Source organism: Algihabitans albus (genome assembly GCF_003572205.1).
In the GTDB taxonomy this organism is placed as follows: domain Bacteria; phylum Pseudomonadota; class Alphaproteobacteria; order Kiloniellales; family DSM-21159; genus Algihabitans; species Algihabitans albus.
On sequence record NZ_QXNY01000004.1, the window covers coordinates 581764 to 606239 of the forward strand.

Here is a 24476-nt window from a genome sequence, read left to right on the forward strand (position 1 = left end):
GTGCGGCGCTCAGGCCTTGGCGATTTTGCTGTTTGCGGTGCCGATATCGTCGGAATCGGGCAGCACCAGATGGGTCAGCTCGCTCCGCGTGATGCAGTCGCTGAAGTGATGGGTACAGCCGGGCAGAACCTGCAGGCTGACGTCTGGACGAAGGCCTCGTGCCTTGGCCGCTTCTTGAATGGCGCGGCTCCAGCGCTTGGCCCGAGTCAGACGATCCAGCCCTTGTTGCCGATCGATCTCCGGGCCGCTGCGCGTGTTGTCGTCCGGTTGGCTATCGTGTTCGCCGACGTAGATCCGAATCGGCAGACGCAGGAAGCGCTCCAAGCCAGCCTCCATCCGAGGGCCCCAGTCGTCACGCTTGTCCTGACGCGCGGCTAAGCCGAGAGGAAACTCGGTCGCATCGGGGAAGGTGTACCAACCCGCCGCGCCCACGATCAGACGCTTGACAAGATGGGGGTAGAGCATCGCGAAGCGGTGTGAGAACTGTGCGCCGCCGGAATGCCCGAAAAGGTCGAACTGCGAGGTCTGCCAGATGCCTTCCATCCGCAGCTCTTCCAGGAGTGCCAGGAGTGCCAGGTCCGCGCGTCCCTTGCGGACAAGCTGCTGATAATGCGGCCAGGTCTCCCGGTCGAAAAGCGGTGCGATCAGCGGTCGGCCCAGGGCTTCGGCCCGCCGGCGCAACCTCGAGGCTTTTTCGTAGGCGCCGCGTTGGATGCCGTGGACGGCGATCAGCGGCACGGCGTCCGGCGCGACGGAGTTGGGCAGGACCATCCAGCAGGACAGGCCGCGGCGGCCGCGTGCCGGTCTGTGAACCAGTGCCGACTTTTTGCTTCGCATTGGAACCTCCAGGTGGTGCAGCAGCGCAGTCATGACTGAGCTTTCTGCGCGGCTTTGGCGCCGCCGATCTCGGCTTCGAGGTGGCGCGGCAGGAGGTCGAAGATCATGTGGATGCGATCTTCGTCGCTGTCGTTGACGGCCTCGTGCTCTTGCTTGTTGTCGAACCACCAGAGTTCGCCTTCGCGCATGCGCACGGACTCGTCGCCGGCACGGAGGAAAGAGCCCTGGGTCGAACGCAGCACCAGGTGGTAGCGGTCGCGCAGCAGGTAGTAGAGACCGCGGTCGATGTGCGGGTAGACCTTGTGGCCCGACGGCAGGCAGACCAGTTTGGCGCGGCTGAGCAGGGCTTTACGTTCCTTTGCGAAATCCTTGATGAAGCTGCAGGCCAGCGGATAGTGGCGCGAAGACGTTGTCCAACGGCTCTCATGCACGTCGCGTCTGTCACGGTCTCCGATTGCCGACTTGCGCAGGCCGCGCAGCGGGATCGAGAGTGCCTCGCGCTGAACCTTGATCTTGGATTGGCGCCCCGTCGAGGCGTCCCAGGCATTGTCGATCCGGTCGATCTCCTGGAGGAACGGAAGCGGGTCGATTTCCGCCTTGATTCGCTGGAAGTACTTCATGGTCGCGGTCCTTCTTTTTTACTTGGTAGATTCAGTCTTTGCGGATCCAGGACTCTTCGAGGCCCCGGCTGTCGGAGACTTGCGTGAAGGCGACCGGGCCTTCGCCGGGCGCGTACCAGGTCGTGCGGACCCGCTTGCTGTCGTCGCATTTGACGACGTAGGCGGGCGTGTCGGGCAGACCCGGACGGATGACATCGACCGCGCCGGTCACCTTGCAGACCGTTTCACGCGTACGGCTGCGACCCGTATGGGATGTCGCTTCGCGCCGGTATCGGCCTTCACTGCCGACCCGCAGGGGGTAGAGCGAGTCCAGCTGGCGCACTTGCGCCTGGCCGGCATTCCAGTTCTTCGAGGTGCCGCAGTTGGCCCAGCTGTCGGACGGCGAAAACCAGTCGTTGTTCCGGGTCCAGACGCAGCCATCGTCCTGGCGCACGCGGACGCCGTTCCCGTAGGACTGGACATCGTAGCTGCGGTTGCGGCCGTCGATCAGGCTGGTCGTCTGGAAATCGCCGAAGCTCTCCGGACCCTGCACGATCGGCAGCTCGGAGGAGACCTGGGCCGTTTGCGGCCGGTTGGTTTCAAACACCGAACCGATCGAGTTCAGGATTTGCGTGCCGTCGGAAACGCAACCGGTCAGCAGTACGACGACGCCTACGGAAAGATATTTCATGTGTCGGTTCCTCGTTGTGAGCGCAGGGTCCATTCGGACATCTCACGGCGAGAACGGGGCGACCGACGCGTTTATTCCAAGCAGCCGAAAAAAAGTTTGTTTTCCCGGGAAAGCACCGGACAAGGCGGGGTGTGGGGTATCGCGACTTGTTGCCCTTGGCTGCCGGCGGTAGCTTCAGCGCTGTGACGTTCGAAAGCAGATAGCCATCAGCGCGAAAGGTGAGGGACCCTTATGAACGAAGACGAGTTCAACATGCAGGTGCGCAAGTTCCTCAAGGAAGTCGGCGTCACGTCCCAGCGCGAGATCGAAAAGGCGGTGCGCGAGGCTCTAGAGGCGGGCAAGCTGGACCCGAACGGCAGCGTCAAGGCCAGCGTTCTGCTGAAGCTCGAAGACCTCGGTGTCGAACACACGGTCGAGCACAGCATCAAGCTGAGCTAGCTTGTTGCCGGCCGTCCGGGTTCCTGCCCAGCTGCGGCTGCCGCCTGCCTGACGGCGCGGTAGCTTCGCGGCGTGCTGCCGCTGGCCTTACGGAACCGCGTTGCGAAGTGCTCCGCCGAGGAGAAGCCGCAAGCCACGGCGATCTCCACGTTCGTCATGCGCGTGGTGCTCAGCAACCGTTTGGCACGGTTGATCCGGAGCTTGAGCAGAGTTGCGCCGGCCGAAAGTCCGAAGCGCTCGCGGCAGTGACGGTTGAGCGTGGACGGAGCCGTGCTCAGACTCGCGGCCATGTCCGCGATGGTCAGGCCCCGATCGATCGAGGCGTAGGCCAGTTCCAGGAAAGCCGCCAGCAGATGATCTTCCGCATCGGACACGAAGAGGAAGTCGTCCTGGCGCTGCGCCCCCGGTCCGGCGAGATCGTAGAGAAACCAGGCTTTTAGCTGCGATTCGTAGGGCTCGCCGTGATAGTGGCGGATCAGCTCGAGACTGAGATCGAAGGCGCTGGCGCCGCCGTGGCAGGAAAAGAACGGCGGATCGAGACAGATCAGATCGCGGCTCAGGCGGACCGCCGGAGAGGACTCCTGGAGCAGATCGGCATACTGCCAGTGAATGGCGATCTGGCGACCGTCCAGCAGGTTCGCCGCTGCCAGTAGCAGAGGCGCGTCGGCGACCGTGACGAAGGCGACGCCGCGGCGGGCCTCTTCCTGCAGGCGTCCGACAAGTTGAGGCGAGGCGAGAGCCGTCGCATTGCCGCCTGTACAGAGCGCGAGCAGGTCGGGCGGCCGCCGCAGTGATTCGAACCGGCCGCTCACCGCGATCTCCAGCCCACTCGACGAGGTCACCCGGTCGGTCTGGAAGCCCAGCAGGGACCAGGAAAAGCGCTGGCCGCCCGAAAGGCTGTTGAAGACCCTGAGAGGCTCGGTGAGGCAGGCGAGTGCCATCGCGGGGAAGGCGTCGAACAGCAGGATCCCGATCTGGACTGGATCCGATTTGGCCGCTGTCGAGGCCGTTGGCGTGGTCAAACTCGGGCTCATGCAGCGAGATCTCTGGATGATGGTCCGATTATGCAGTTTCACGCTTCATTCGTGAAGTCATCGATGTTCGTCTTCTGCCAAACTCCAACGAAATAGAAACTCGGGCCAAAAAACGAACTGGGGAGGAGAGAGGCATGTCCAGCGATCTCTATTGGAAGCGCGAGCTCGAGAGGGTTCATCCGGCGCTGCCGTCGCTGCAGTCGCAGGTCGCGCGGGGCGAGGTCTCGCGGCGGGAGTTTCTGCGCAGCGCGACCCTGTTGGGCCTAGGCGCCACCGCAGCTTACGCCATGACCGGTTTGCCGCGACCCGCCTCGGCCGCCGCGAGAAGCGCCGAGGCCAAGGCGGGCGGCACCCTGCGGGTCGCCATGCGTGTGCGGGAAATCGCCGATCCCGCCCTTCTCAATTCGGTAACGCAGTCGAACCAGGCCCGCCATATCCTGGAGTATCTGACCAAGACCGGGACCGACAACGTGACGCGGCCCTACCTGGCGGAGAACTGGTCGACCAGTGAGGATTTGAAGACCTGGACCTTCAACCTGCGCCGGGGTGTACGTTGGTCCAACGGCGATGCCTTCACTGCGGAGGATGTCGCCTTCAACGTGCGGCGCTGGCTGAATCCCGAAATCGGTTCGGCCAACATCGGCCTTTTCAGCGCCATGACCGAGGAGGTGCGGACCGGTGGGACGGACGAGAGCGGCAAGCCGCTGACGCGCACCGGCATGACGGAAGGCGCGATCGAAGTCCTCGATGAACACACGATCCGGTTTCATCTCAACCGCGCCGAACTGGCGTTGCCGGAGAACTTCTACAACTACGGCTGCTGCCTGGCTCACCGCGGCCTTGAGGAGATGGGGGGCAACCTCGCCGCTGCGCCGGTCGGAACGGGTCCCTTCGAGCTGGTCGAACTGGCGCCTTCCGCAAAGCAGGTCATGCGCCGCCGGGACGACTACTGGGGTCAGGCGCCGCTGCTCGAGGAAGTGCACTACATAGACGTGGGCGACGACCCGGCGGCGACGCTCTCGGCTCTTGTCTCCGATCAGGTCGATCTTTCCTACGAGAACGACGTCAACCAGCTGGAGATTCTGGAGCGGCAGTCGAGTCTGCAGATCTTCGAGGCGCTGACGGCGCAAACCGGAGTCGCGCGGATGCAGATGACGCAAGCGCCCTTCGACGACCGGCGCGTGCGCCAGGCGGTCACGGCCTGCATGGACCACGAGGCGCTACTGAGGATCGCGTTGCGCGGTCGCGGCGCACCTGCGGAGAACCATCACGTCTGCCCGATTCATCCCGAGTACTATCAGCTCCCGCCCCTGAAGCAAGATCACGACAGGGCGCGCGCGCTTCTGGCCGAGGCCGGTCACGGCGACGGCCTGCGTGTGTCGATCGACGTCGCCAGCTCCACCGGACAGTGGGAACTCAACGCCGTGCTCGCCCTCAAGCAGCAGCTTGCGCCGGCTGGAATCGTGCTCGAGCCGAACCCGCTGCCGGCCGCGAAGTTCTGGGACGTCTGGCTGAAAACGCCCTTCGGCTTCACGCCTTGGACCCATCGGCCTCTGGGGGTGATGGTGTTGAACCTCGCTTATCGCTCCGGCGTCCCCTGGAACGAGAGCAAGTACAGCAATCCGGATTTCGATGCGGCGCTCACCGAGGCCAGCGGCCTGCTGGACCCGACGGCACGGCGAAGCGCCATGGAACAGGTTCAGCGCATTCTCCAGGAAGACGCGGTGATTGCGCAGCCGCTGTGGCGTTCCGTGCTGTCCGCCGGAAACCGAAGGGTGCAGGGCTACGAGATGCATCCGACGCAGTATCACGACTTCGGCGACACCTGGTTGAGCTAACATCCGGTCCGCCGTCGGGCGGATGGGCGAGCGCGCAGGTTCGCGGTCTCATTTAAGGAAGGACCCCTTCGGCTATGAGCGATCACCGTCGCCACCCCACCTTGCGCGAAGTTCCGGACTTGGGGGATTTCGAACCCATCGAGGCGAAGCCGGCAAACCGTTCCACTTCGCCGATGGACAGTTTGCCGATGGACTTCGATCCAGTCGCCTTGCGGCGGGGTCGCCTGGATCGGGTTCGCGCGATGATGCGTGAAGAAGATCTCGCGGCCGTCGTCCTCTTCGATCCCTACAATCAGCGCTACGCCACCGGCTCGCGCAACATGTTCGGCTACTTTCTGCGCAACTCGAGCCGCTACCTCTATATCCCGCAGGAAGGCGACGTCATTCTCTTCGAATATCCCGGCAGCGCCCATGTTTCCACCTGGCTGGAGACGATCCAGGAGGCGCGCGGATCCAAGCTGGTCTTCGCCTCCGTGAATGGCCGTGATCGCATCATGGCTAAACCCTTCGCCGCCGAAATCGCCGAACTCCTGCGCCGGGACGGCGGCGGCAACCGGCGTGTCGCGATGGACCGCTGCGCTTTCGGATTGGCATTGGCGTTGCAGGACGAAGGCCTGGAAGTCGAAGACTGCATGCAGATGCTGCTGCATGTTCGCCGTCTCAAAACACCGGAGGAAGTCGCCTGTCTGACGCTCAGTCTGTCGGCGGCGGAGGCGGCAGTCTGGAGCGTCGAGGAGTCTCTAGCTCCCGGTGTCAGCGAGAATGAGCTTTTCGCCGAGCTCTATCACAAGGTACTGCTCGGCGGTGGCGAGTTCATTGAAACCCGCCTTTTGAGTTCCGGCGCCAAGACCAATCCCTGGTTCAACGAGGCGGGCGACCGACGCCTCAGGCCCGGCGAGCTTCTGGCGCTGGACACCGACACCGTAGGCGTCAACGGCTACTATGCCGACATCTCGCGAACCTTCTTCTCCGGTCCCGGCAAGCCGACCGGCTATCAGCGCTCGCTCTACCGGATGGCTTGGGAACAGGTTCACCACAACGCCTCGATCCTGCGCCCCGGCATGAGCTTCCGCGAGATTGCAGAGAAGGCCTGGCCGATTCCCGAGCGCTTCTTCGACTTGCGGTATCCCTCGATCATTCACGGTGTCGGGATGCATGGCGAGAAACCGATTGTCGCCCACGCCTGCGACCTCGACCGCTTCACCGGAGAAGGCATGCTGGAGCCCGGCATGGTCGTCAGCGTGGAGAGCTACATCGGGGAGCCGGGCGGACCCGAAGGCGTCAAGCTGGAAGACCAGTTTCTGGTCACCGAGACAGGCGTCCAACGGATGTCGCATTATCCCTTCGACGAGCGTCTCTTGGAACGGGCGCTGTGATCGTCTCGCAGCCTCTCACGGCTGGTTCGCGACGACCGACGGGGGCAGGTCCATGCCTGCCTCCATCATCACGGCGCGCAAGCGGTCTGGGTAGTCCGTGATGATACCGTCGACGCCGTCTTCGATCAGACGGGTCATGTCCGCCGTCTCATTGACCGTCCAGACGATCACTGCAAGACCGTGGCTTTTCGCCTCCGCGATATCGCCGCTGCGCAGGTCGCGGAAATAGGGCGACCAGACCTGCCCGCCGGCCTGTGCGACGGCAGCCGGGACCGAACCATTGAAGGAGTCGAGATCCAGTCCCGCGGTCCAGGGCGAGGGGCCCGGCCGGCCGCGCTCCAAGTTATTCAGCCATCTTCGCTCGGCGGTCAGGTAGATCGTCGGGATGTCCGGTGCCTGCAGCTCGACCAGGTCGAGACTGCGCCAGTCGAACGATTGAATGGCCGTGCGCTCCGCGACACCGGCTGCTGCGATGTCCCGCAACAACGCGGTGACGATGGCCTCCGGCGCGGGCGAAGCCAAGTCGCCCGGTGCGATCTTGGTTTCCAGGTTGTAGCGAATCGTTTCCCCGGAGAGAGCTTCGGCTAAGTCGAAGACCTCGACCAAAGACGGAATAGGAGCACCTTCGACCGGCATCTGTTCCGGGAAGCGCTTGGCCGTCCCGCTGCCCGGCTTCAGGCGTCCGACCTCGTAAGCGGAAAGCTCGGCACGCGTCAGGCTCCGGACCGCCGGGCCCGCCTCGGCCAGCCAGTCGCCGCCCGGCCCGCGGGTGAGATCCGGGTGGAGGCGACGGTCGTGCAGGACGACCACGATCCCGTCGGCGGTGAGGCCGAGGTCCAGCTCCAGAGTGGTGACGCCGATCTCCAGGGCATGACGGACGGCGGCGAGCGTGTTCTCCGGCATCAGGCCGCGCCCGGCGCGGTGCGCCTGCAGATCGAAGGACCGGTTCCAGATATCGGTCGCGGGGCCGTCGGGCGCCTCGCCGACGAAGAGTGTCGCCACGGCGACCACCGCCAGCAGCCCGGTCAGGATCAGCAGGCTGCGCGAGTGGCGTGACAGCCCGGGCTTGCCTTCGGGTAGCGGTCTATCGTCCGGCGGAATCGTCATCTTTGTAGCCTAGCTTCAGCCCGATCGTCTTTCAGCCTTACAGATCGGTCAGGCGCCGCATCCAGCCGGCGGTGTCCCGTGACTCCGCGCGCTCTTCCGCCTCGAGAGCGGAAACCACCCCGGCCCGGTCGCCGGCCGACTTGTTCTGGCTCAGCTTCGCCTTTGCCTCCAGTCGGTCGAGCGGCAACTCGAAGCCGTAGATGCCGCGCAGCAGTTTCTCCAGAAGATCAGGGGTCACCGAGTCCATGGTCCAGACGGCGGGGTCCTCGTAGCGGGCTGCGAGGCGCTGCTGCTGTGTATAGAGGCGCTCCCGGTCGGCGATGGCACGGGGCCGGCCGTAGATATGGAGCGCGAGGTAGTTCCAGGTCGGCACCGACGCCGGCGTCTCGTACCAGGGGGCGAGACGTAGGCATGCGGCCCTTGGACGATCAGCAGTGCCTGTCCACCCTCCTTCGCCAGCTTTTCAAGGCTGCGCCATTGGGCGTTGCCGCGCGAGAGATGCGCTTCGATCAGACGGCGTTCCCGGTCATAGACGAAGGGCAGATGCGTTGCCTCGGGTCCTTCCCGACCGGCGGTCACCAGCAAACCGAAGTCGTGCTTGTCCAGCAGCGCTTCGACTGCAGACGGATCGTCGAGCCGGAACTCGGGCGGAACGTACATATCGACTTCCCCGTCGAAGTGCTGCGGGCCTCCAGGTTACCTGCGGGCGTGCCGTCGGAGAGCCGTCATCGGCTGCATGGTAGGCCTGCGCCAAGCGTGGGCCGAAAGGCAAAACGGCCACCCCATCGGGCGGCCGTTTTCTTCAGACCACAGAAGGTTGGCTAGCCCTTGCGCTCGACCATCAGCTTCTTGATCTCGGCAATGGCCTTGGCCGGGTTGAGACCCTTCGGACAGGTTCGGGTGCAGTTCATAATGGTGTGGCAGCGATAGAGCCGGAAGGGATCTTCCAGCTCGTCGAGCCGCTCGCCGGTCGCTTCGTCGCGGCTGTCGGCGATCCAACGATAGGCCTGCAACAGGATCGCCGGGCCCAGGTAGCGATCTCCATTCCACCAGTAGCTCGGACAGGAGGTGGTGCAGCAGAAGCAGAGGATGCACTCCCACAGCCCGTCCAGTTCGGCCCGCTCTTCAGGGCTTTGCAGACGCTCGCGCTCGGGCGCCGGTGTCGTGCTCTTCAGCCAGGGTTCGATCGAGGAATATTGGGTGATCGCATGGGTCAGGTCGGGAACCAGATCCTTGACCACCGGCATGTGCGGTAGGGGGTAGATCTTCACGTCGTCCTGCATGTCGGAGATGTATTTGGTGCAGGCCAAGGTGTTGGTGCCGTCGATGTTCATGGCGCAGGAGCCGCATACGCCCTCCCGGCAGGACCGGCGGAAGGTCAAGGTCGGGTCGACCTCGTTCTTGATCTTGATCAGCGCGTCCAAAACCATCGGACCGCAGCTATCGAGGTCGACCTCGTAGCTGTCGATGCTTGGGGTCCGACCGTCCTCGGGCTGCCAACGATAGACCTTGAAGGTCTTGACATTCTTGGCGCCCTCGGGCTTCGGCCAAGCCTTGCCCTTGCCGATCTTGGAGTTTGCGGGAAGCGCGAACTCGGCCATAGGTATCCTCTGCCTTTTCTCTCGTGCAAATCGCTGAGGAGGGCGACTGGGATCAGTAAACCCGGGCTTTCGGCGGGAAGGCCTGGACCTCGTTGGTCATCGGGTTCATGTGCACCGGGCGGGTGTCGAACCTAACATTGCCCGTCTCTTCGACCCAAACGACCGAATGCTTCATCCACTTGGCGTCGTCGCGCTCCGTGAAATCCTCGCGGGCATGTGCGCCGCGGCTTTCGGTCCGGTTCAGCGCCGAGTGCACGGTCGCGACCGCCTGATAGATCAGGTTGTCAAACTCCAAGGTCTCGACCAGATCGGAGTTCCAGATCATGGAGCGGTCGGAGACGGAGACGTCGTCCCGCAGCTTCCAGGCCTCTTCCAGCTTATCGGCGCCTTCCTTCAGGACGTCGCCGGTGCGGAAGACCGCGGCGTGGTTCTGCATGATCTTCTGCATCTCGAGACGCTGTGCCGAGGTCGCGGTCTCGCCGTCGGCATGGCGCAGACGGTCCAGACGCTCCAGCGCCAGATCGGCCGAATCCTGGGGCAGCGGCTTGTGCGACTCGCCGGGCAGCAGGGTTTCGGCGCAGCGCTTGCCGGCGGCCCGACCGAAGACCACCAGGTCGAGCAGAGAGTTGGAGCCCAGGCGGTTGGCGCCATGAACCGAGACGCAGCCGGCCTCGCCCACCGCCATCAGGCCGGGCACCACCTTGTCCGGATCGCCGTCGACCGTGGTCAGCACCTCGCCGTGATAGTTCGTCGGAATGCCACCCATGTTGTAGTGGCAGGTCGGGATGACCGGGATCGGCTCCTTGGTGACGTCGACGCCGGCGAAAATTCTCGCCGTCTCTGAAATGCCGGGCAGGCGTTCGTGCAGCACGTTGGGGTCCAGGTGCTCCAGGTGCAGGAAGATGTGATCGCCGTTCTCGCCCACGCCGCGGCCGTCGCGGATCTCCATGGTCATGGAACGGCTGACCACGTCACGGCTGGCCAAGTCCTTGGCGCTGGGGGCGTAGCGCTCCATAAAGCGCTCGCCCTCGCTGTTGGTCAGATAGCCGCCCTCGCCGCGCGAACCCTCGGTGATCAGGCAGCCGGCGCCATAGATTCCGGTCGGATGGAACTGGATGAACTCCATGTCCTGAAGCGGCAGGCCGGCGCGCAGCACCATGGCGTTGCCGTCGCCCGTGCAGGTATGCGCCGAGGTGCAGGAGAAGTAGGCGCGGCCGTAGCCGCCCGTTGCCAGGATCACCTTGTGCGCGCGGAAGCGATGGAGCGTGCCGTCGTCCAGATTCCAGGCCATGACGCCGCGGCAGACCCCATCCTCCATCATGAGGTCGAGGGCGAAGTACTCGATGAAGAACTCCGCGTTGTTGCGCAGCGACTGCTGATAGAGCGTGTGGAGAATGGCATGGCCGGTGCGGTCGGCCGCCGCGCAGGTGCGCTGGGCGGTGCCTTCGCCGAAGTTGGTGGTCATGCCGCCGAAGGGACGCTGGTAGATCTTGCCGTCGGGCGTGCGCGAGAAGGGCACGCCGTAGTGCTCCAGCTCGATGATCGCCGGGATCGCCTCCTTGGTCATGTACTCGATGGCATCCTGGTCACCGAGCCAGTCGGACCCCTTCACCGTGTCGTACATATGCCAGCGCCAGTCGTCGGCGCCCATGTTGCCGAGCGCGGCCGAGATGCCGCCCTGGGCGGCGACCGTATGGCTGCGGGTCGGGAAGACCTTGGAGATGCAGGCCGTCTTCAGCCCCGACTGCGCCAACTCCAGCGTGGCGCGCAGTCCGGCGCCGCCGGCACCGACCACCACAACGTCGTAACTGTGGTCGACGATATCGTAGCTGGAGGTGACTTTCTTAGCTGACGTCTTCGGCGACTTCGACTTCTCGGCCATGGCGTCTTTTGCCCTCTTGCTTCGAGCTTGCGCCCTTCAGATCAATCCGCAGCCGGTTAAAGGCAGAAAGATTGATCGATCCCAAAAATCCGGAGCTTCATACGACCGCGAACCTGCGAGCGGTTTCGCGCACGAACCCCTAGGCGAACAGGATCGACAGAACCGCCAAGGCCGTTGCCAATCCTAAAACAACGAAGGTCGCTTTCATCAACAGCAACGCGACCAGCTTAATCCACTCATTGTGAAGATAGTCTTCAATCACGACCTGCACACCGAGCGTGGCGTGATAGAAGGTCGCGCCTATGAGCAGCAGAAACAGCCCGGCCGTTACCGGATGGCCGATCCAGGCCAGCAGCTCGCCGTGATCCGCACCGACGTTGCCGATCACGCCGGCGACAAACCAAAGCGTTAAGGGAACCAGGGCGAGTGCGGTGAGGCGCTGCGCCCACCAATGTCCGGTACCGTCCTTGGCCGATCCCAGGCCGCGGACGCGTCCAAGTGGGCTGCGCAGGTTCATCGACATGGATTTTTGCTCCTTTACCAGATCACCAGGCCGATGATCCAGGCCAGGGCGGTGAGCGCGATGGTTGCGATCACGACGGCCCAGCCGGACCTGTAGACGGTTTCCAGCTCGAAGCCGTAGCCCGCGTCCCAGACCAGATGCCGGATGCCGTTGGCGAGATGATAGAAGAGCGCGGCAGACCAGCCCAGCAGCATGAAAAGGCCGAGCCACGAGCCGATGAACCCGGTGGCGCTCGCGTAGGCCTCCGGTCCCACTGCGGCCGCCACCAACCACCAAACCAGCAGCAGCGTGCCACCGGCGAGCGCCAGGCCGGTGATTCGATGCAGGATCGAAAGGACCGACGTCAGCTGCGGGCGATAGACCTGCAGATGCGGCGAAAGTGGCCGTTTCACGGCCTGCTCCTCAGCGGGCATGTATCGCTCCTTGGCTCGCCGCCGCCTGCGGCTTCTTCACCGATTGCGGTGATCGTTAAGGCGAGACTCCGGCTGTCGCTGCAGGGCTCGCAGGCACTCTGCAGAACGAAGCGGTCAGACCTGAGACTCACGATTTTGACTTGGATATCCTACTTAAGTGTTTAGTGCGCTGCGGCAAACGAGTCAATTCACCGCCATAATTCTGCGAATTGCCGCGACTGCGAACGATAGTCCGGTCTCTACAGGGTTTCGCGCGCCCTGGACGCCGATGCCACGAAAACTTTGACGGAAGCAGAAAGAGGCTGCATTAGACGCGCTATATCTTGATCTGTGGATCGATTTGTGGGTAGCATGTGCAATATTTGTGTGCAGTTTTGCCTTTTTTACACAGAAAACAACTTCGAGTCCTTGTACTTCATCTTGCGCACGCTGGCGGTTCAGGCAAAATCGAACGTCAGCACGTAGGCGGTTACCGGATGGTCCCGAGCGGTCTCGTCGGCGCGTCCTTAGCTTTTTCGGAGGATAGCAGCCGGCCGGTTCGAAAGCGGGCTCCGTGCGCCGGCCAGGCGGGACTCGATGGAGGCGACTTCGGGGAGTCCGTTGGGCCGGTGCCGATCCAAGTCGCGATCGCTGCAGCTTTTGGAGGGCCCACCCTGTCTGCGGGCCTTCGAGCTGCGGCGAAGCGCCGCGGACCGTAACCGTCGCAAGCGTTGCCGGCCCGTTGCGCGGCGTCCGGCTGCGGTCGACGAGAGCGCCAGGTTCGTCGGCGGCGGTCACGGGGGCGTCGCGACCATCCGCGGGTCGAGGAGCGCTTGCGTCCCAGGCTTACGGCTGCAGCGGACGATGCGGTGGGGCAGTCCGCCGGTGTCGTCCGACGATCGGGGCGTCGCGAGCTTAGGAGGCTCGCGGCGCCCTTCGTTTTCAAGTGCTGGGTTTACGGATTGCCGGGCGACCTCTCCAGCCGAATCACGCGCAGCGAAAGCAAAGGAGCACCGCCCGGAAAAGGCGCCTCCAGCGTTTCGACCGGAGGGTTCGGGGGCAGATCGCCGCCCCAGGCGGCCGCAGCCAACGCGGCGAGCGGTGTCGGAAGCTGCTCGCCGTCTCGTGCTTGCCAGACCAGAAGGATCGGACCGGCAGCCGGCGGATCCAGGGCGGCTCTGTACTCCGGTGTGATGGCTGCGAGTCCGGGGCGGTGCAGGCGCAGATTGCCTGCCACCCAATTGGAGGTGCTCAGCAGCGTGCCCGTGCTCGGCAGGTCCCTGGCCAGGGCGTCGAAGGGGGCTTCCATGTTGGGCGGCCTGGCCCAGTCCGGCGGCACGAACTGGCGCAGCCACAAGACCGCCATGCTGCCCAATGCGATGACCATCGCTGCCGCGGCGGCCAATCTCAGGTGCCTGCGGTCGAGGCGCGGTGCCATCCAGGCCAGTGCGACAGGGACTGCCGGGAACAGCAGCGGGGTGAGCCAGCGGTCCTTCAGGGTGTCGGCCGACGCGGCCAGCACCAGCAGCAGTACCATTAGCGCCGCCAGCGCCAGGCCCAGGGTGAGCAGCCGTCTGACGCCTGCCGCGACCTGTCTCCTGGGCGACGTTCCAGCGGTCGGCAGGAGAGCGAGGAGGGCGAGCAGGACTGCCGGAAGCAGGGCGAAGTTGAGCAGCGCACGGCCCATCGCAAAGAGACTGTCGAGTGGGCCGGTGGTTGGCTCGAGGTCGAGCTTCACGCTTCGGGCGAGCACCGCCTCACTGTTCAGCGCCATCCAGATCGCATTGGGCAGGAGCAGAAGCGCCGTCAGTCCCGAGGCCAGCAGCAGGCGCCTGTCCAGCAGGGCCGGCCGTGTCGCCGGCAGCAGAAGAGCGGCTGTCAGCAGGCCCAGCGGCAGCAAGACCGCGTTATGCTTGGATAGGGCGCAGGCGGCAAGCGCCACCGCAAAGAGCCAGTAGTCCCGGCTTCGCCTTTTGCTCACCAAGTCGACGAAGAGCGTGCAGGTCACGGCTACGGCCGCCAAGGCAATGACCGAGTGTGTCAGCGCGCGCTGGGATTCCCAGGCGACCTGCGGGAGATAGAAGACACTGAGCGCCGCCACTGCCGCGACCAGAGGATCGCCGAAAAGCTGCCGGCAGAGGCGATAGGTGGCAAGCAGCGTCACCGCCAGCAGCCCGAACTTGAGCAGGGCGAGGGTTAGAACGCCCTGGCCGGTGAGCGGCTGTAGCGCCAGGAAGAGCCAAGTATAGAGCGGCGGCTGCGGTCCGTAGCCGGCCTCGAGGCTCTGGGCCATCACCAGCTGCTCGGCTTCGTCCAATCCCAGATTGCCGGACGAGAGCACCCGGAAGACGACCTGCAAGGCGAAATAGCCCAGGACAACGAGCGAAAAGATCAGAGGAACCAGGCGGTGAATCGCAGCCTGCGGCTGCGCAGAAGGCCGGTCGCTCACCGCATCCCGCGGTGGAACGCCGATAACCGACGCATTGTCTCCCCGGTCCTGTAGAGGCGGCTCCATCACCTCCGTCTCCTAGGCCAGCCCGGTCCGGGGCGCAAGCCGGGAAGCGTTTCGCCTGGCGCAGCTCCCGTCATAAGCCGGCCATCGGGTTACGACGCTGTGATATCTGCGGCGACAGCGCCGCTCGAAGGCGAGGACTGCTTTGCGAGACTCCACGGCACTGCTAGGTTCTCCGCCATGCCTTTCATGATCGATCATTCAGCCTGCTTAGCCAGCGCCGTCGGCAAGGGCGGGCTCGACGAAGCAACCTTCGCGCGATCTCTCGGCGCGCTGGCGCCCGCGGTGGCGCAGCTTGCTCAGCAGAGACAGGATGGCAGTCTGCCGCTCCTGCAGGTTCCCGATCAGAGCGACGATCTAGGACCGTTGCGCGATGTGGCCGCGACCCTGATGGAGACCTGCAGTCACGTGGCGGTGCTCGGCACCGGGGGCTCCTCGCTCGGCGGTCAGACTCTGAACGCGCTTGTCGATCGCGGGTTCGGACCTCCGGCCGGGCGACCGAAGCTGATCTTCCTGGACAATGTCGATCCGGACAGTTTTTCGGCGCTTTTCACCTCGGTGGATCTGTCACGTCTGGGGGTGATCGCCATCTCCAAATCCGGCGGCACGGCGGAGACCCTCTGCCAATTCGCGATCCTGTTGCATGCGCTGTTGCGCGAGGTGGACGAATCGCGTCTGGCCGCGCGCGTTGCGGTGATCACGGAGCCCAGGGAGTCTTCGCTCAAGGCACTGGCCGAGCGGTTCCGGCTGCCGGTCCTCGACCACAACACCGGGGTCGGCGGACGCTTTTCGGTGCTGACCAACGTCGGGCTCTTGCCGGCCAGCCTTGCCGGCCTCGACCTGGAAGCCTTGCGGGCGGGCGCCGCAGCAGTTTTGGACGGCACGCTCTCGGCGACGACGACCGAGGGGGCGGCGCCGGCACTGGGCGCGGCGGTTTCGATCGGTCTGCAGCGCGCCAACGGCATCACGCAGACCGTGCTGATGCCCTACCTGGACCGCCTGGCTCACTTCGGCCTCTGGTATCGGCAGCTTTGGGCGGAGAGTCTTGGCAAGGACGGCAAGGGGACGACCCCGATCCGGGCTATGGGCACCGTCGATCAGCACAGCCAGCTTCAGCTCTATCTTGCCGGTCCCTGGGACAAGATGTTTTCCGTGCTGCGCATGGACACGCAAGGCGAGGGGCGACGGGTCGATCCGGAACTGCTCGACGATCCGCGGTTGGATTATCTGGCGGGCCGGCGGATGGGCGATCTCCTGGATGCCGAAGCACGGGCCACGGCCGACACTCTGATCCGCAACGGCCGCCCGACCCGCCAGATCCTGATCGACGCTGTGGACGAGGAAACGCTCGGCGGCCTCTTCATGCACTTCATGCTGGAGACGATCCTGGCCGCGCATCTGCTCGAGGTGGATCCCTTCGATCAGCCGGCGGTGGAGGAAGGCAAAGTGCTGGCACGCGCGTACCTGGAGCGCATCTCACCGTGACACTCTCGGAGTCCTCAGCCCCAACGCGTGCCCTGCGCCGATTGCCGGAGACCTTGGTCAACAGGATCGCTGCGGGTGAGGTCATCGAGCGGCCGGCGGCGGCGGTCAAGGAATTGGTGGAGAACGCTCTCGACGCCGGCGCCGGACGGATCGAGGTGCTGCTGCGCGACGGCGGGCGGGCGCTGATCGCAGTCACCGACGACGGCTGCGGCATGAGTCGCGACGAACTGGAGGTCGCCGTCGAGCGGCACGTCACCTCGAAACTGCCCGACGACGATCTGGTGCATATCCGCAGTCTCGGCTTTCGGGGTGAGGCGCTACCCTCCATCGGTGCGGTGGCGCGCGTGACATTGACCAGTCGTCCTAGAGAGGCGACCGAAGCCTGGTCTCTGACCGTCGAGGGCGGGCGCCAGGGACAGCCCAAGCCGGCGGCACAGCCGCCGGGCACGCGGGTCGAGGTGCGCGACCTCTTCTATGCGACGCCGGCGCGGCTCAAGTTCCTGAAGTCGCCGCGGGCGGAATTGCAGGCCTGTCGCGACACGCTCATGCGCTTGGCGATGGCGAACCCTCAGGTGGGTTTCACGCTCGGCGATGGCGAAAAGACGCTGCTGCGGCTGGAATCGGCTCACCCGGACTTGGGCGCGGACCTCGATCTGACTGGCAACGGTCTTTTGGAGGCTCGGTTGCGGCGGCTCGGCGCTCTTCTCGGCAAGGACTTCGCGGAGAACGCCTTGGCCGTGGAGGCCGAGCGCGAAGGCTTTCGTCTGACCGGTCTGATCGGCGTTCCGACCTTCAACCGGGCCACGGCGCAGCATCAGTATCTTTTCGTCAACGGCCGGCCGGTGCGCGATCGCCTGTTGTTGGGCGCGCTGCGCGGTGCCTTCGCCGACTTCCTGGCGCGCGACCGTCATCCGGTGGCGGCGCTGTTCCTGGAGGCTCCGGCCGAAGCGGTCGATGTCAATGTACATCCGGCCAAGGCGGAGGTGCGGTTCCGCGAGGCTGGCCTGGTGCGGGGGCTGATTGTCGGTGCCTGCCGCCATGCCCTTGCCGAGGCCGGGCATCGCGCCTCGACCAGCGTCGCCCAAGCGGCGCTTGGCGCCTTCCGGCCGCAAGAAGGCCCCGCACCGGCATCTTTCACCGGCGGCGGTGCTTGGCGGCCGTCGCAGGCTGTCTCCGGACAGCCGGCTTACGGCGAATCCTACGGTGCCGGGCTCGGTGGCGGTTTGCGCGAGGCGGCTGCGACCTACCATGCCCCGCTACCGGATCTGAACGACGCGCCGGCGGCGCGCAGCGAAGTTCTCTCCGAGTCCGTGACGCCGGCGTTGGACTATCCGCTCGGCGCGGCGCGCGCGCAGTTACACGGCACCTACGTCGTCGCGCAAACCCAGGACGGCATCGTGATCGTAGATCAGCATGCCGCGCATGAGCGCCTCGTGCACGAACGCATGAAGCGACAGTTGGCCGAAGGCGGTGTGAAGACCCAGCTCCTGTTGATCCCCGAAGTGGTCGAACTGGAAGAGCCGGCAGTGGAGCGTCTGCTGGCGCGCTCCGGGGAACTGGCCGAGTTGGGCCTGGTATTCGAGGCCTTCGGCGCCGGCGCCGTCGCCGTGCGCGAAGTGCCCGCGCTGCTCGGCCAACCGAACCTTCAAGGCCTGTTGCGCGATCTGGCCGACGAGCTGTCCGAATGGGATCAGGCCTTGAGCCTCAAGGAGCGGCTTGAGGAGGTCTGCGGCACCTTGGCGTGTCACGGGTCCGTGCGGGCCGGCCGGCAGCTCAACGCCGAGGAGATGAACGCTTTGCTGCGCCAGATGGAGGCCACGCCCCACAGTGGCCAATGCAACCATGGCCGGCCGACTTACGTTGAGCTGAAGCTGGCCGATATCGAAAAGCTGTTCGGCCGGCGCTGAAACCGCAGATCACTTGCAGGGCTTGTCGTTTGCGGGGCTTGGTTCCGTCCCGCAGCCGTGTCACTCTTTTGAAAGCTGGTAGAGGATCTAAAGGCGCTATGCACGAAGGCGGAATCTACGAAAAAACGACCTGGGGATCCGTGTGACCGTGCGGCCCATCTATCTCGACGATCAGTCGTCCCCGACCGACGACCGTTTCGTCTGGGCTTATCAGGTGAACATCGAGAATCGGGGCGAGGAAACGGTGCAACTCGTCAGCCGCTACTGGCATATCACCGATGCGCGCGGTCGCATTCAGGAGGTGCGGGGTGCCGGCGTGGTGGGGGAGCAGCCCACGCTCTCACCGGGGCAGCGCTTCGAGTATACCAGCGGCTGCCCGCTTCCGACGCCCTCGGGCATGATGGTGGGACGCTATCAACTGGTTCGCTGCGACGGCCCCGAGGCCGGCCAGAACTTCGAAATCGATATCCCCGCCTTTTCCCTCGACTCGCCCTATGAGGTGATGCAGCCGAATTGAACCGGCTTCGGGCGCTGGCGCAGACTGCTTGACTTCCGCTGGTTTAATGCCATTTCGCGCTTCGACAAGAGGCCAGTTCGGCCGATCTTCCCAACAGCACGAAGGGCGATCGCCCATGACCCTGACTCCCGTCCCCACCGGCGAGACCGCCGACAGTCGCCCCAGCCGCGAGGAGGCGGAGGCCGCGGTCCGCACCCTGCTCGCCTGGGCGGGCGACGATCCCAATCGCGAAGGCTTGCAGGACACGCCGGCACGCGTGGCGCGGGCCTACGAGGAGTTCTTCGGCGGCTACGCGATCGATCCTCTGGAGCTGCTTCAGCGCACCTTCAGCGAGGTCGAGGGTTACGACGAAATGGTGTTGCTCCGCGACATCCGCTTCGAGTCCCACTGCGAGCATCATCTGGCGCCGATCGTGGGCAGGGCGCATATCGCCTACATGCCGACCCATCGGGTGGTCGGCATCTCAAAGTTGGCGCGCGTCGTCGACGCCTATGCTCGACGTCTGCAGATTCAGGAAAAGATGACGGCGCAGATCGCCAACACGGTCGAGGCGGTGCTGGAGCCTTCCGGTGTCGCCGTGGTGATCGAGGCAACTCACCACTGCATGACCACACGCGGCATCCACAAGCCGGGCACCACAATGGTGACGAGCCGGATGCTCGGCTGTTTCCGCAAGGACGCGGCCACACGCCGCGAATTCCTCTCGCTGCTCGGCAACCCGACGGCTCAAGGATTGGTTTAGGGTCTGGTCTAGAATCGGGCTTCCAGGCGTCTCGATCTTCCCTCGGTTCAAAGGAAAACGGCGCCGGAGAGTGACCCCGGCGCCGTTGGCTTTGGAAAGAGCAGGACGCTCTTACAGCGCTTTGAGCACGGCCTCGGCGCTCGAGACCTCGAAGGCGCCGGGCTCTTCGAGATGCAGGGCGGCCAACGTGCCGTCCTTGACCACCATGGCGTAGCGCTGAGAGCGCGTGCCCAGGCCGAAGGCCGACCCGTCCATCTCCAGGCCCAGTTTTTGCGTCAGCTCACCGTTCCCGTCGGCCACCATCGTGACCTTGTCAGCGGCTTTCTGATCGTTGCCCCAAGCGTCCATGACGAAGGCGTCGTTGACCGAGAGACAGGCGATGGTGTCGACGCCCTTACCCTTGATCTCGTCGGCATGGGCAACGAAGCCTGGAAGATGCTTGGCGGAGCAGGTTGGCGTGAAGGCGCCCGGAACGGCGAAAAGGACGACCGTCTTGCCGCCGAACAGCGCGTCCGTGGTGAGGTCTTCGATACCGTTTTCGGTCTTCACTTTCAGCGTGGCGCTGGGGATCTTGTCGCCCACCTTGATCGTCATGACGGAGCTTCCCTTCCCTGACTATTTCCTGATTCAACGGCTGAACCGAGCGGCCCGCCGCAATGCGGTCGCGTGGTGTAACGCCGCATAGATAAGACGCCGGCCGTTCAGCGCCAAGCGCGGCGCGGGAGACTCTATTGTGACGCCGCCGTCGCGGTGCTGGCGTCGAAGCCGGCGGTGTCCAGGGCTTCCAGGACAGCAGAGCGGCTCAAGAGTTCGGGGAGGGTCAGGCCGTTGGGAGCGTCGGGGCCGTAAACCGCATTGAAGGGAATGCCGTAGCGCCCGAAGCTGGCCAGATAGTCGGCGATCATAGGGTCGGGCCGGGTCCAGTCGCCGCGCATCGCCACCAGCCCCTCGCCGCCCAGCAGTTCGGTGACCTCGGCCGTGTCCAGGACCAGGGTCTTGTTGACTTGGCAGGTGATGCACCACTCCGCCGTGACGTCGACGAAAACCGTCCGGCCCTCGGCGACGTGGCGGGCGATGGCTTGGCGGTCCAGGGGAGCCCAGTCGGCAGTTTCCGCCGTCGCAGGCGCGGGATTGCGGGCCAGCGCTGCCACGGCGATGCAGATCGCGATCAGTCCGGCCGCAGCGGCGCGGCCCGGTAGAGCCGCGAGGCGGCCGCGATGACGGGCGAAGAGCGTCAGGCCGAGAAGCGTCAGGAGACCACCGAGGATCAGGGCCGCGGCCAAGCTGAGTTGGACGGCCAGCACGGAGAGCAGCCAGGCGGCGGTCGCGGCGAGGGCCAGTCCGAGCAGTCGGCGCAGCGTGATCATCCAGGCGCCGGGCCGCGGCAGCGCGGTCGCCAGACCCGGCGCCGCGGCAATCAAGAGATAGGGCAGCGCGAGTCCCAGTCCGAGCGCCGCGAAAACCGCGAGGATCTCTCCAGGCCCCCGGGAAAGTGCGAAGCCCACTGCGGTGCCGAGAAACGGCGCCGAACAAGGCGTGGCGAGCAGCGTCGCAAAGGCGCCGGTAACGAAATGACCGCCGAGGCTATGGTTGTCCCCGAGCTGCGCCGTGCCCGAAAGCCAGCTTGGCAGGGGAATTTCGAAGAAGCCGAAGAGGTTGCAGGCGAAGAGCGTCACCACCGCAGCCATGGCGACCAGGAAGACCGGCTGCTGAAACTGAATGCCCCAGCCGACAGCGAGACCGCCGAGCTGTAGAGCGATGGCGCCACCGGCCAAAACCAGGAAGGAGAAGAGGATGCCGGCCGCCGAGGCCAGGAACGACAGACGCACCGCGGCGCGGTTCCGGCCGCCGTGGCTGACTGCCGAGAGCAGCTTGATGGAGAGAACCGGCAGCACGCAGGGCATCAGATTGAGGATCAATCCGCCCAGCAGTGCCAGCCCCAGCACCGTCAGCAGACCGGTTTCGGGCAACACCGGCGCAAGTTGCACAGAAGGCGCGAGGGCGGCCGGCGGATCGAGCCGAATTTCCTGCTCGACTCCACGGTTGACGTCGGTCAGCGTCAAGGTCACGGGCGTACCGGCCAGCGGCGCCTCGGTGCGCTTGCCCTCGATCACCGTCAGGGTGAGGCGCGCCGTCTTGCCCTCCGCGCCGACTGTTTTCTGGGGCGCCGCGAAGGCCCAGCCGGACGGCGCTTCGACCAGCACATCGGGATCGGTCAGAGGCAGGATCGACGCGATTTCCACCTCCAGCGACTCGCCGACCAGCCTGGCGTTCTCGAGAGAAAGACCGGAGGTTTCGCTCGGCAATTGGCTGCGAAACTGCTCGATCAGGAAGGCTTCGCGGGCCGGGGTCTGCGCGCCGGCCGGCAGGTCCAGGCTGACCTCGGCGCTATGGGGGATGCAGATCTCCTCGCAGACCAGATAGTCGATTCGGCCCCGCAGGGCGACGGGTGCGCCCGGTGTCTCCGGTGTGACGGTCAGGGGGAAGACCACCTGCTCGCCGTAGCCGAAGGTCTCGAGTCCGAAGAGAGAGAAGCGATGCGGGACTGGCCAGCCGAACTCCACCGCCGCGACGTTTTCGCTCCCGCTCCAATCGGCCGTGACGGGCAGACCGGCATCCCCTGGCGAGCGCCAGTAGGTCTTCCAGCCTTCCGCCAGCTCGAACTGGAGCCCGGCGCTGAGCTGGTCGGCGGTCCCAACAGCGCCAGTTGCGGCGATGACGCGTACGCGCGCCTGTTCGTTCTCGTCCCACGCGCCGGCCGCCGCCAGGGCACTACCGCTGCTCGCGAACAAAAACAGGGCCGCCAGGAAAATGCGGGTCAGCGGTCTCACTCCGGGCATCGCCTTCAGCATGGCTCCGCGCTAGGCTGTTGGTCTTGGATCTAAAGATAAGTGCAGTCAGCAGGCCAAACTACCGGACAGCGTGTCACGTGCCCTCAAAAGGGCGTGTTGATCGCGTCATATTGCTCTTGTCCGCCAGGTCCAGCCTCCCGTGGGCGCGATCAGGTCCCTATCTAGGCGGTTTGGAAGGAGGCGCGTCGATAGAATGGACAAGCCGGACGATCAGGATGCGGAAGACATTGGTTATCTGACCGGGCAGCTGCTTGTCGCAATGCCGACCATGGCCGATCCGCGTTTCGAGCGCAGCGTCATCTATCTTTGCGCCCATAGCTCCGAGGGTGCGATGGGGCTGGTGGTCAACAAGCTTGCCGGCTCGCTAACGTTCCCCGATCTGCTGGAACAACTCGGTATCGACGGACCCGAGGCACGCGAGGACATTCGCGTCCACTTCGGCGGTCCGGTCGAGACCGGCCGCGGATTCGTCTTGCACTCGGCGGACTACCTGCAGGATTCCAGCCTACAGGTGAACGATGCCTTTGCGCTGACCGCCACGGTGGACATCCTGCGCGACCTGGCCTACGGCTCCGGCCCGCGTCAGGCCCTCTTGGCACTGGGCTATGCGGGCTGGGGGCCCGGCCAGCTCGATCAGGAGATTCAGAAGAACGGCTGGCTGCACGTTGAGGCGGACGAAATCCTAGTTTTCGACGGCGGGCTTGAAGACAAGTGGGAACGAGCGATCCGCAAGCTGGGTTTCGATGCCGCCATGCTTAGCGGAGATGCCGGTCACGCCTAGGGCGGGACCGCACTCCAACCGGGCGGATTTGTCGGGCAGCAGGCTAGCTTGCCGCCAGGCTTTCCCTGACTCCGTCGTCGTCGGCGACGGGTTCCAGAGAGGTCAGCTTGATCAGGGTGATCTGGTTGCGCTGCCGACCCAGAATCTCGAAACGGAAGCCGTGGAAAGCGAAGGTCATACCGACCTCGGGGATGCGCCGCGCCTCGTGTAGCACCAGACCGGCCACGGTGGCGGCCTCCTCGTCCGGCAGGCGCCAATCGCACTTTCGATTGAGATCGCGGATGGTGACCCAGCCGTTGACGATGGCCGCGCCGTCCTTCAGCACCTCGACGCCTTCGACCTCGATGTCGTGCTCGTCGGAGATGTCGCCGACGATCTCCTCCAGGATATCCTCCAGAGTCACCACGCCCAACAGTTCGCCGTATTCGTCTACCACAATGGCGAAGTGCTCCTGACGCTTCCGGAAGGCATGTAGCTGGCTCAGCAGGTCGCTGGAATCCGGAATGAACCAGGGCTTCGCCGCGATGCTCCCGATGTCCAGGTCGTCCAGCTTGCCCCCGGCTGCCTGAACCGCGCGGAACAGCGCCTTTGCGTGCAGGACGCCGACGATATTGTCGGGTTGATCCTGCCAGAGCGGCAGGCGTGTGTGGGGACTGGACAGGACCTCCTCGATAATGCGCTCGAAGGGTTGGTCCGCGTTTATCGTGGTGACGTTGCGTCGGTGAACCATGATCTCGCTGACCTCGACGTCGGCCAGGTCGAGAATGGAGCGCAGCATTTCGCGCTCGTGGCGCACTTCGTCGCCAGGGCCCTTGTGCAACTCGATGGCCCCCCGCAGTTCCTCTTCCCACTCTTCCGAGCCGTAGGCGAGGGCGACACGGGTCCCGAACAGGCGGAGCGTGGCGGCGACGATGCCGTTCACCAGCCGTACCACCGGGTTGAAGACCGTGACCACGACGCGCATGACCGGAGCGACGAAGAGGGCGACCTTCTCGGCGAACATCAGCGCGTAGGTTTTCGGCAGAACCTCCGCGAAGACCAGCACCAGCAGGGTCATGCCTATGGTCGCGTAGGCGATCGCCGCCTCCCCGACCAACCGGATCAGCACCGACGTGGCAATCGCGGACGCCAGAATGTTGACCGCGTTGTTGCCGAGCAGGATCGCGCCGATCAGCCGCTCCTTGCGATGCCAGAGGCGGTTGACCAGCCGGGCGCGGCTGTCGCCCTGTTGCTCGAGGGTATGCATGCGTGCCCGCGATGCCGCCGTCAGCGCCGTTTCCGAACCGGAAAAGAAGCCGGAGAGCAGCAACAGCGCGGCGATTGCGCCGATGGAGAAAATCAGGTCTGCATCCATGTCCGTTT

21 protein-coding genes and 1 pseudogene are annotated in these 24476 nt (G+C 64.9%); 8 read left to right on the plus strand and 14 right to left on the minus strand.

Annotated elements, in window-relative coordinates:
• Positions 1 to 9: 9 nt before the first annotated feature.
• Genes DBZ32_RS12880 through DBZ32_RS12890 form a run of 3 tightly spaced genes read right to left on the minus strand, consistent with a single transcriptional unit; the run spans position 10 to position 2127 of the window.
• Complete coding sequence (locus DBZ32_RS12880) at positions 10 to 870, minus strand: alpha/beta fold hydrolase (RefSeq protein WP_119167527.1); 861 nt, start codon at positions 868 to 870, stop codon at positions 10 to 12.
• Positions 867 to 1457 (minus strand): aspartyl/asparaginyl beta-hydroxylase domain-containing protein, encoded by a 591-nt coding sequence (locus tag DBZ32_RS12885; RefSeq protein WP_119167528.1) that lies wholly within the window; start codon positions 1455 to 1457, stop codon positions 867 to 869. The genes DBZ32_RS12880 and DBZ32_RS12885 overlap by 4 nt, the downstream gene beginning before the upstream one ends.
• A 31-nt stretch (positions 1458 to 1488) precedes the next feature.
• A complete protein-coding gene (locus DBZ32_RS12890) occupies positions 1489 to 2127 on the minus strand; it encodes a hypothetical protein (RefSeq protein WP_119167529.1) in 639 nt (212 codons plus the stop codon).
• A gap of 231 nt (positions 2128 to 2358) precedes the next feature.
• On the opposite strand from DBZ32_RS12890, the gene DBZ32_RS12895 reads away from it, so the two are divergent.
• Positions 2359 to 2565: a DUF6494 family protein gene (locus DBZ32_RS12895; protein WP_119167530.1), complete on the plus strand. Its 207-nt coding sequence runs from the start codon at positions 2359 to 2361 to the stop codon at positions 2563 to 2565.
• Here the strand turns inward: DBZ32_RS12895 and DBZ32_RS12900 are convergent.
• On the minus strand, positions 2562 to 3599 hold the full coding sequence (locus DBZ32_RS12900) for a GlxA family transcriptional regulator (protein WP_119167531.1): 1038 nt from the start codon (positions 3597 to 3599) through the stop codon (positions 2562 to 2564). The two genes, DBZ32_RS12895 and DBZ32_RS12900, sit on opposite strands and share 4 nt — an antisense overlap.
• A 134-nt stretch (positions 3600 to 3733) precedes the next feature.
• Here DBZ32_RS12900 and DBZ32_RS12905 point away from each other — a divergent pair, with 134 nt between their 5' ends.
• The gene (locus DBZ32_RS12905) at positions 3734 to 5437 is read left to right on the plus strand and encodes an ABC transporter substrate-binding protein (RefSeq protein ID WP_119167532.1); all 1704 of its coding nucleotides are present in this window, start codon (positions 3734 to 3736) and stop codon (positions 5435 to 5437) included.
• A gap of 74 nt (positions 5438 to 5511) precedes the next feature.
• Positions 5512 to 6813, plus strand: a complete 1302-nt coding sequence (locus DBZ32_RS12910) for a M24 family metallopeptidase (RefSeq protein WP_119167533.1) — start codon at positions 5512 to 5514, stop codon at positions 6811 to 6813.
• A 15-nt stretch (positions 6814 to 6828) separates the two neighbouring features.
• On the opposite strand, the gene DBZ32_RS12915 is transcribed toward DBZ32_RS12910, so the two are convergent.
• From DBZ32_RS12915 to DBZ32_RS12950, 7 genes and pseudogenes are all read right to left on the minus strand, one after another.
• The gene (locus tag DBZ32_RS12915; RefSeq protein ID WP_119167534.1) at positions 6829 to 7920 is read right to left on the minus strand and encodes a glycerophosphodiester phosphodiesterase; all 1092 of its coding nucleotides are present in this window, start codon (positions 7918 to 7920) and stop codon (positions 6829 to 6831) included.
• A 37-nt stretch (positions 7921 to 7957) separates the two neighbouring features.
• Positions 7958 to 8580 (minus strand): annotated as a pseudogene (locus DBZ32_RS22830) (FMN-binding negative transcriptional regulator).
• Between the two features lie 161 nt (positions 8581 to 8741).
• Positions 8742 to 9521 (minus strand): succinate dehydrogenase iron-sulfur subunit, encoded by a 780-nt coding sequence (locus tag DBZ32_RS12930; RefSeq protein ID WP_119167537.1) that lies wholly within the window; start codon positions 9519 to 9521, stop codon positions 8742 to 8744.
• Positions 9522 to 9573: 52 nt separating this feature from the next.
• Complete coding sequence (gene sdhA, locus DBZ32_RS12935) at positions 9574 to 11403, minus strand: succinate dehydrogenase flavoprotein subunit (RefSeq protein ID WP_119167538.1); 1830 nt, start codon at positions 11401 to 11403, stop codon at positions 9574 to 9576.
• A gap of 139 nt (positions 11404 to 11542) precedes the next feature.
• Positions 11543 to 11926, minus strand: a complete 384-nt coding sequence (sdhD, locus tag DBZ32_RS12940; RefSeq protein ID WP_328587488.1) for a succinate dehydrogenase, hydrophobic membrane anchor protein — start codon at positions 11924 to 11926, stop codon at positions 11543 to 11545.
• A 14-nt stretch (positions 11927 to 11940) separates the two neighbouring features.
• Positions 11941 to 12339, minus strand: coding sequence for a succinate dehydrogenase, cytochrome b556 subunit (gene sdhC, locus DBZ32_RS12945; protein WP_119167539.1), 399 nt, complete (start codon positions 12337 to 12339; stop codon positions 11941 to 11943).
• Between the two features lie 934 nt (positions 12340 to 13273).
• Positions 13274 to 14833: an ArnT family glycosyltransferase gene (locus DBZ32_RS12950; protein WP_119167540.1), complete on the minus strand. Its 1560-nt coding sequence runs from the start codon at positions 14831 to 14833 to the stop codon at positions 13274 to 13276.
• Between the two features lie 177 nt (positions 14834 to 15010).
• On the opposite strand from DBZ32_RS12950, the gene DBZ32_RS12955 reads away from it, so the two are divergent.
• From DBZ32_RS12955 to folE, 4 genes are all read left to right on the plus strand, one after another.
• Positions 15011 to 16315, plus strand: a complete 1305-nt coding sequence (locus DBZ32_RS12955; RefSeq protein ID WP_119167541.1) for a glucose-6-phosphate isomerase — start codon at positions 15011 to 15013, stop codon at positions 16313 to 16315.
• The gene (mutL, locus tag DBZ32_RS12960) at positions 16312 to 18222 is read left to right on the plus strand and encodes a DNA mismatch repair endonuclease MutL (protein WP_119167542.1); all 1911 of its coding nucleotides are present in this window, start codon (positions 16312 to 16314) and stop codon (positions 18220 to 18222) included. Before DBZ32_RS12955 ends, mutL begins: the two co-directional genes overlap by 4 nt.
• Before the next feature lie 136 nt (positions 18223 to 18358).
• Positions 18359 to 18739: a Co2+/Mg2+ efflux protein ApaG gene (gene apaG / locus DBZ32_RS12965; protein WP_235830205.1), complete on the plus strand. Its 381-nt coding sequence runs from the start codon at positions 18359 to 18361 to the stop codon at positions 18737 to 18739.
• 115 nt (positions 18740 to 18854) lie between these two features.
• A complete protein-coding gene (gene folE, locus DBZ32_RS12970; RefSeq protein ID WP_119167544.1) occupies positions 18855 to 19481 on the plus strand; it encodes a GTP cyclohydrolase I FolE in 627 nt (208 codons plus the stop codon).
• A gap of 111 nt (positions 19482 to 19592) precedes the next feature.
• On the opposite strand, the gene DBZ32_RS12975 is transcribed toward folE, so the two are convergent.
• Both DBZ32_RS12975 and DBZ32_RS12980 read right to left on the minus strand, forming a co-directional pair.
• On the minus strand, positions 19593 to 20075 hold the full coding sequence (locus tag DBZ32_RS12975) for a peroxiredoxin (RefSeq protein WP_119167545.1): 483 nt from the start codon (positions 20073 to 20075) through the stop codon (positions 19593 to 19595).
• Positions 20076 to 20209: 134 nt separating this feature from the next.
• Positions 20210 to 22333, minus strand: coding sequence for a protein-disulfide reductase DsbD family protein (locus DBZ32_RS12980; RefSeq protein WP_235830181.1), 2124 nt, complete (start codon positions 22331 to 22333; stop codon positions 20210 to 20212).
• Positions 22334 to 22526: 193 nt separating this feature from the next.
• On the opposite strand from DBZ32_RS12980, the gene DBZ32_RS12985 reads away from it, so the two are divergent.
• Positions 22527 to 23114 carry a YqgE/AlgH family protein gene (locus DBZ32_RS12985; protein WP_119167546.1) on the plus strand — a complete coding sequence of 196 codons (588 nt, stop codon included), beginning with the start codon at positions 22527 to 22529 and terminating at the stop codon, positions 23112 to 23114.
• Between the two features lie 43 nt (positions 23115 to 23157).
• Here DBZ32_RS12985 and DBZ32_RS12990 read toward each other — a convergent pair whose 3' ends face one another.
• Positions 23158 to 24468, minus strand: coding sequence for an HlyC/CorC family transporter (locus DBZ32_RS12990; protein WP_119167547.1), 1311 nt, complete (start codon positions 24466 to 24468; stop codon positions 23158 to 23160).
• Positions 24469 to 24476 lie beyond the last annotated feature (8 nt).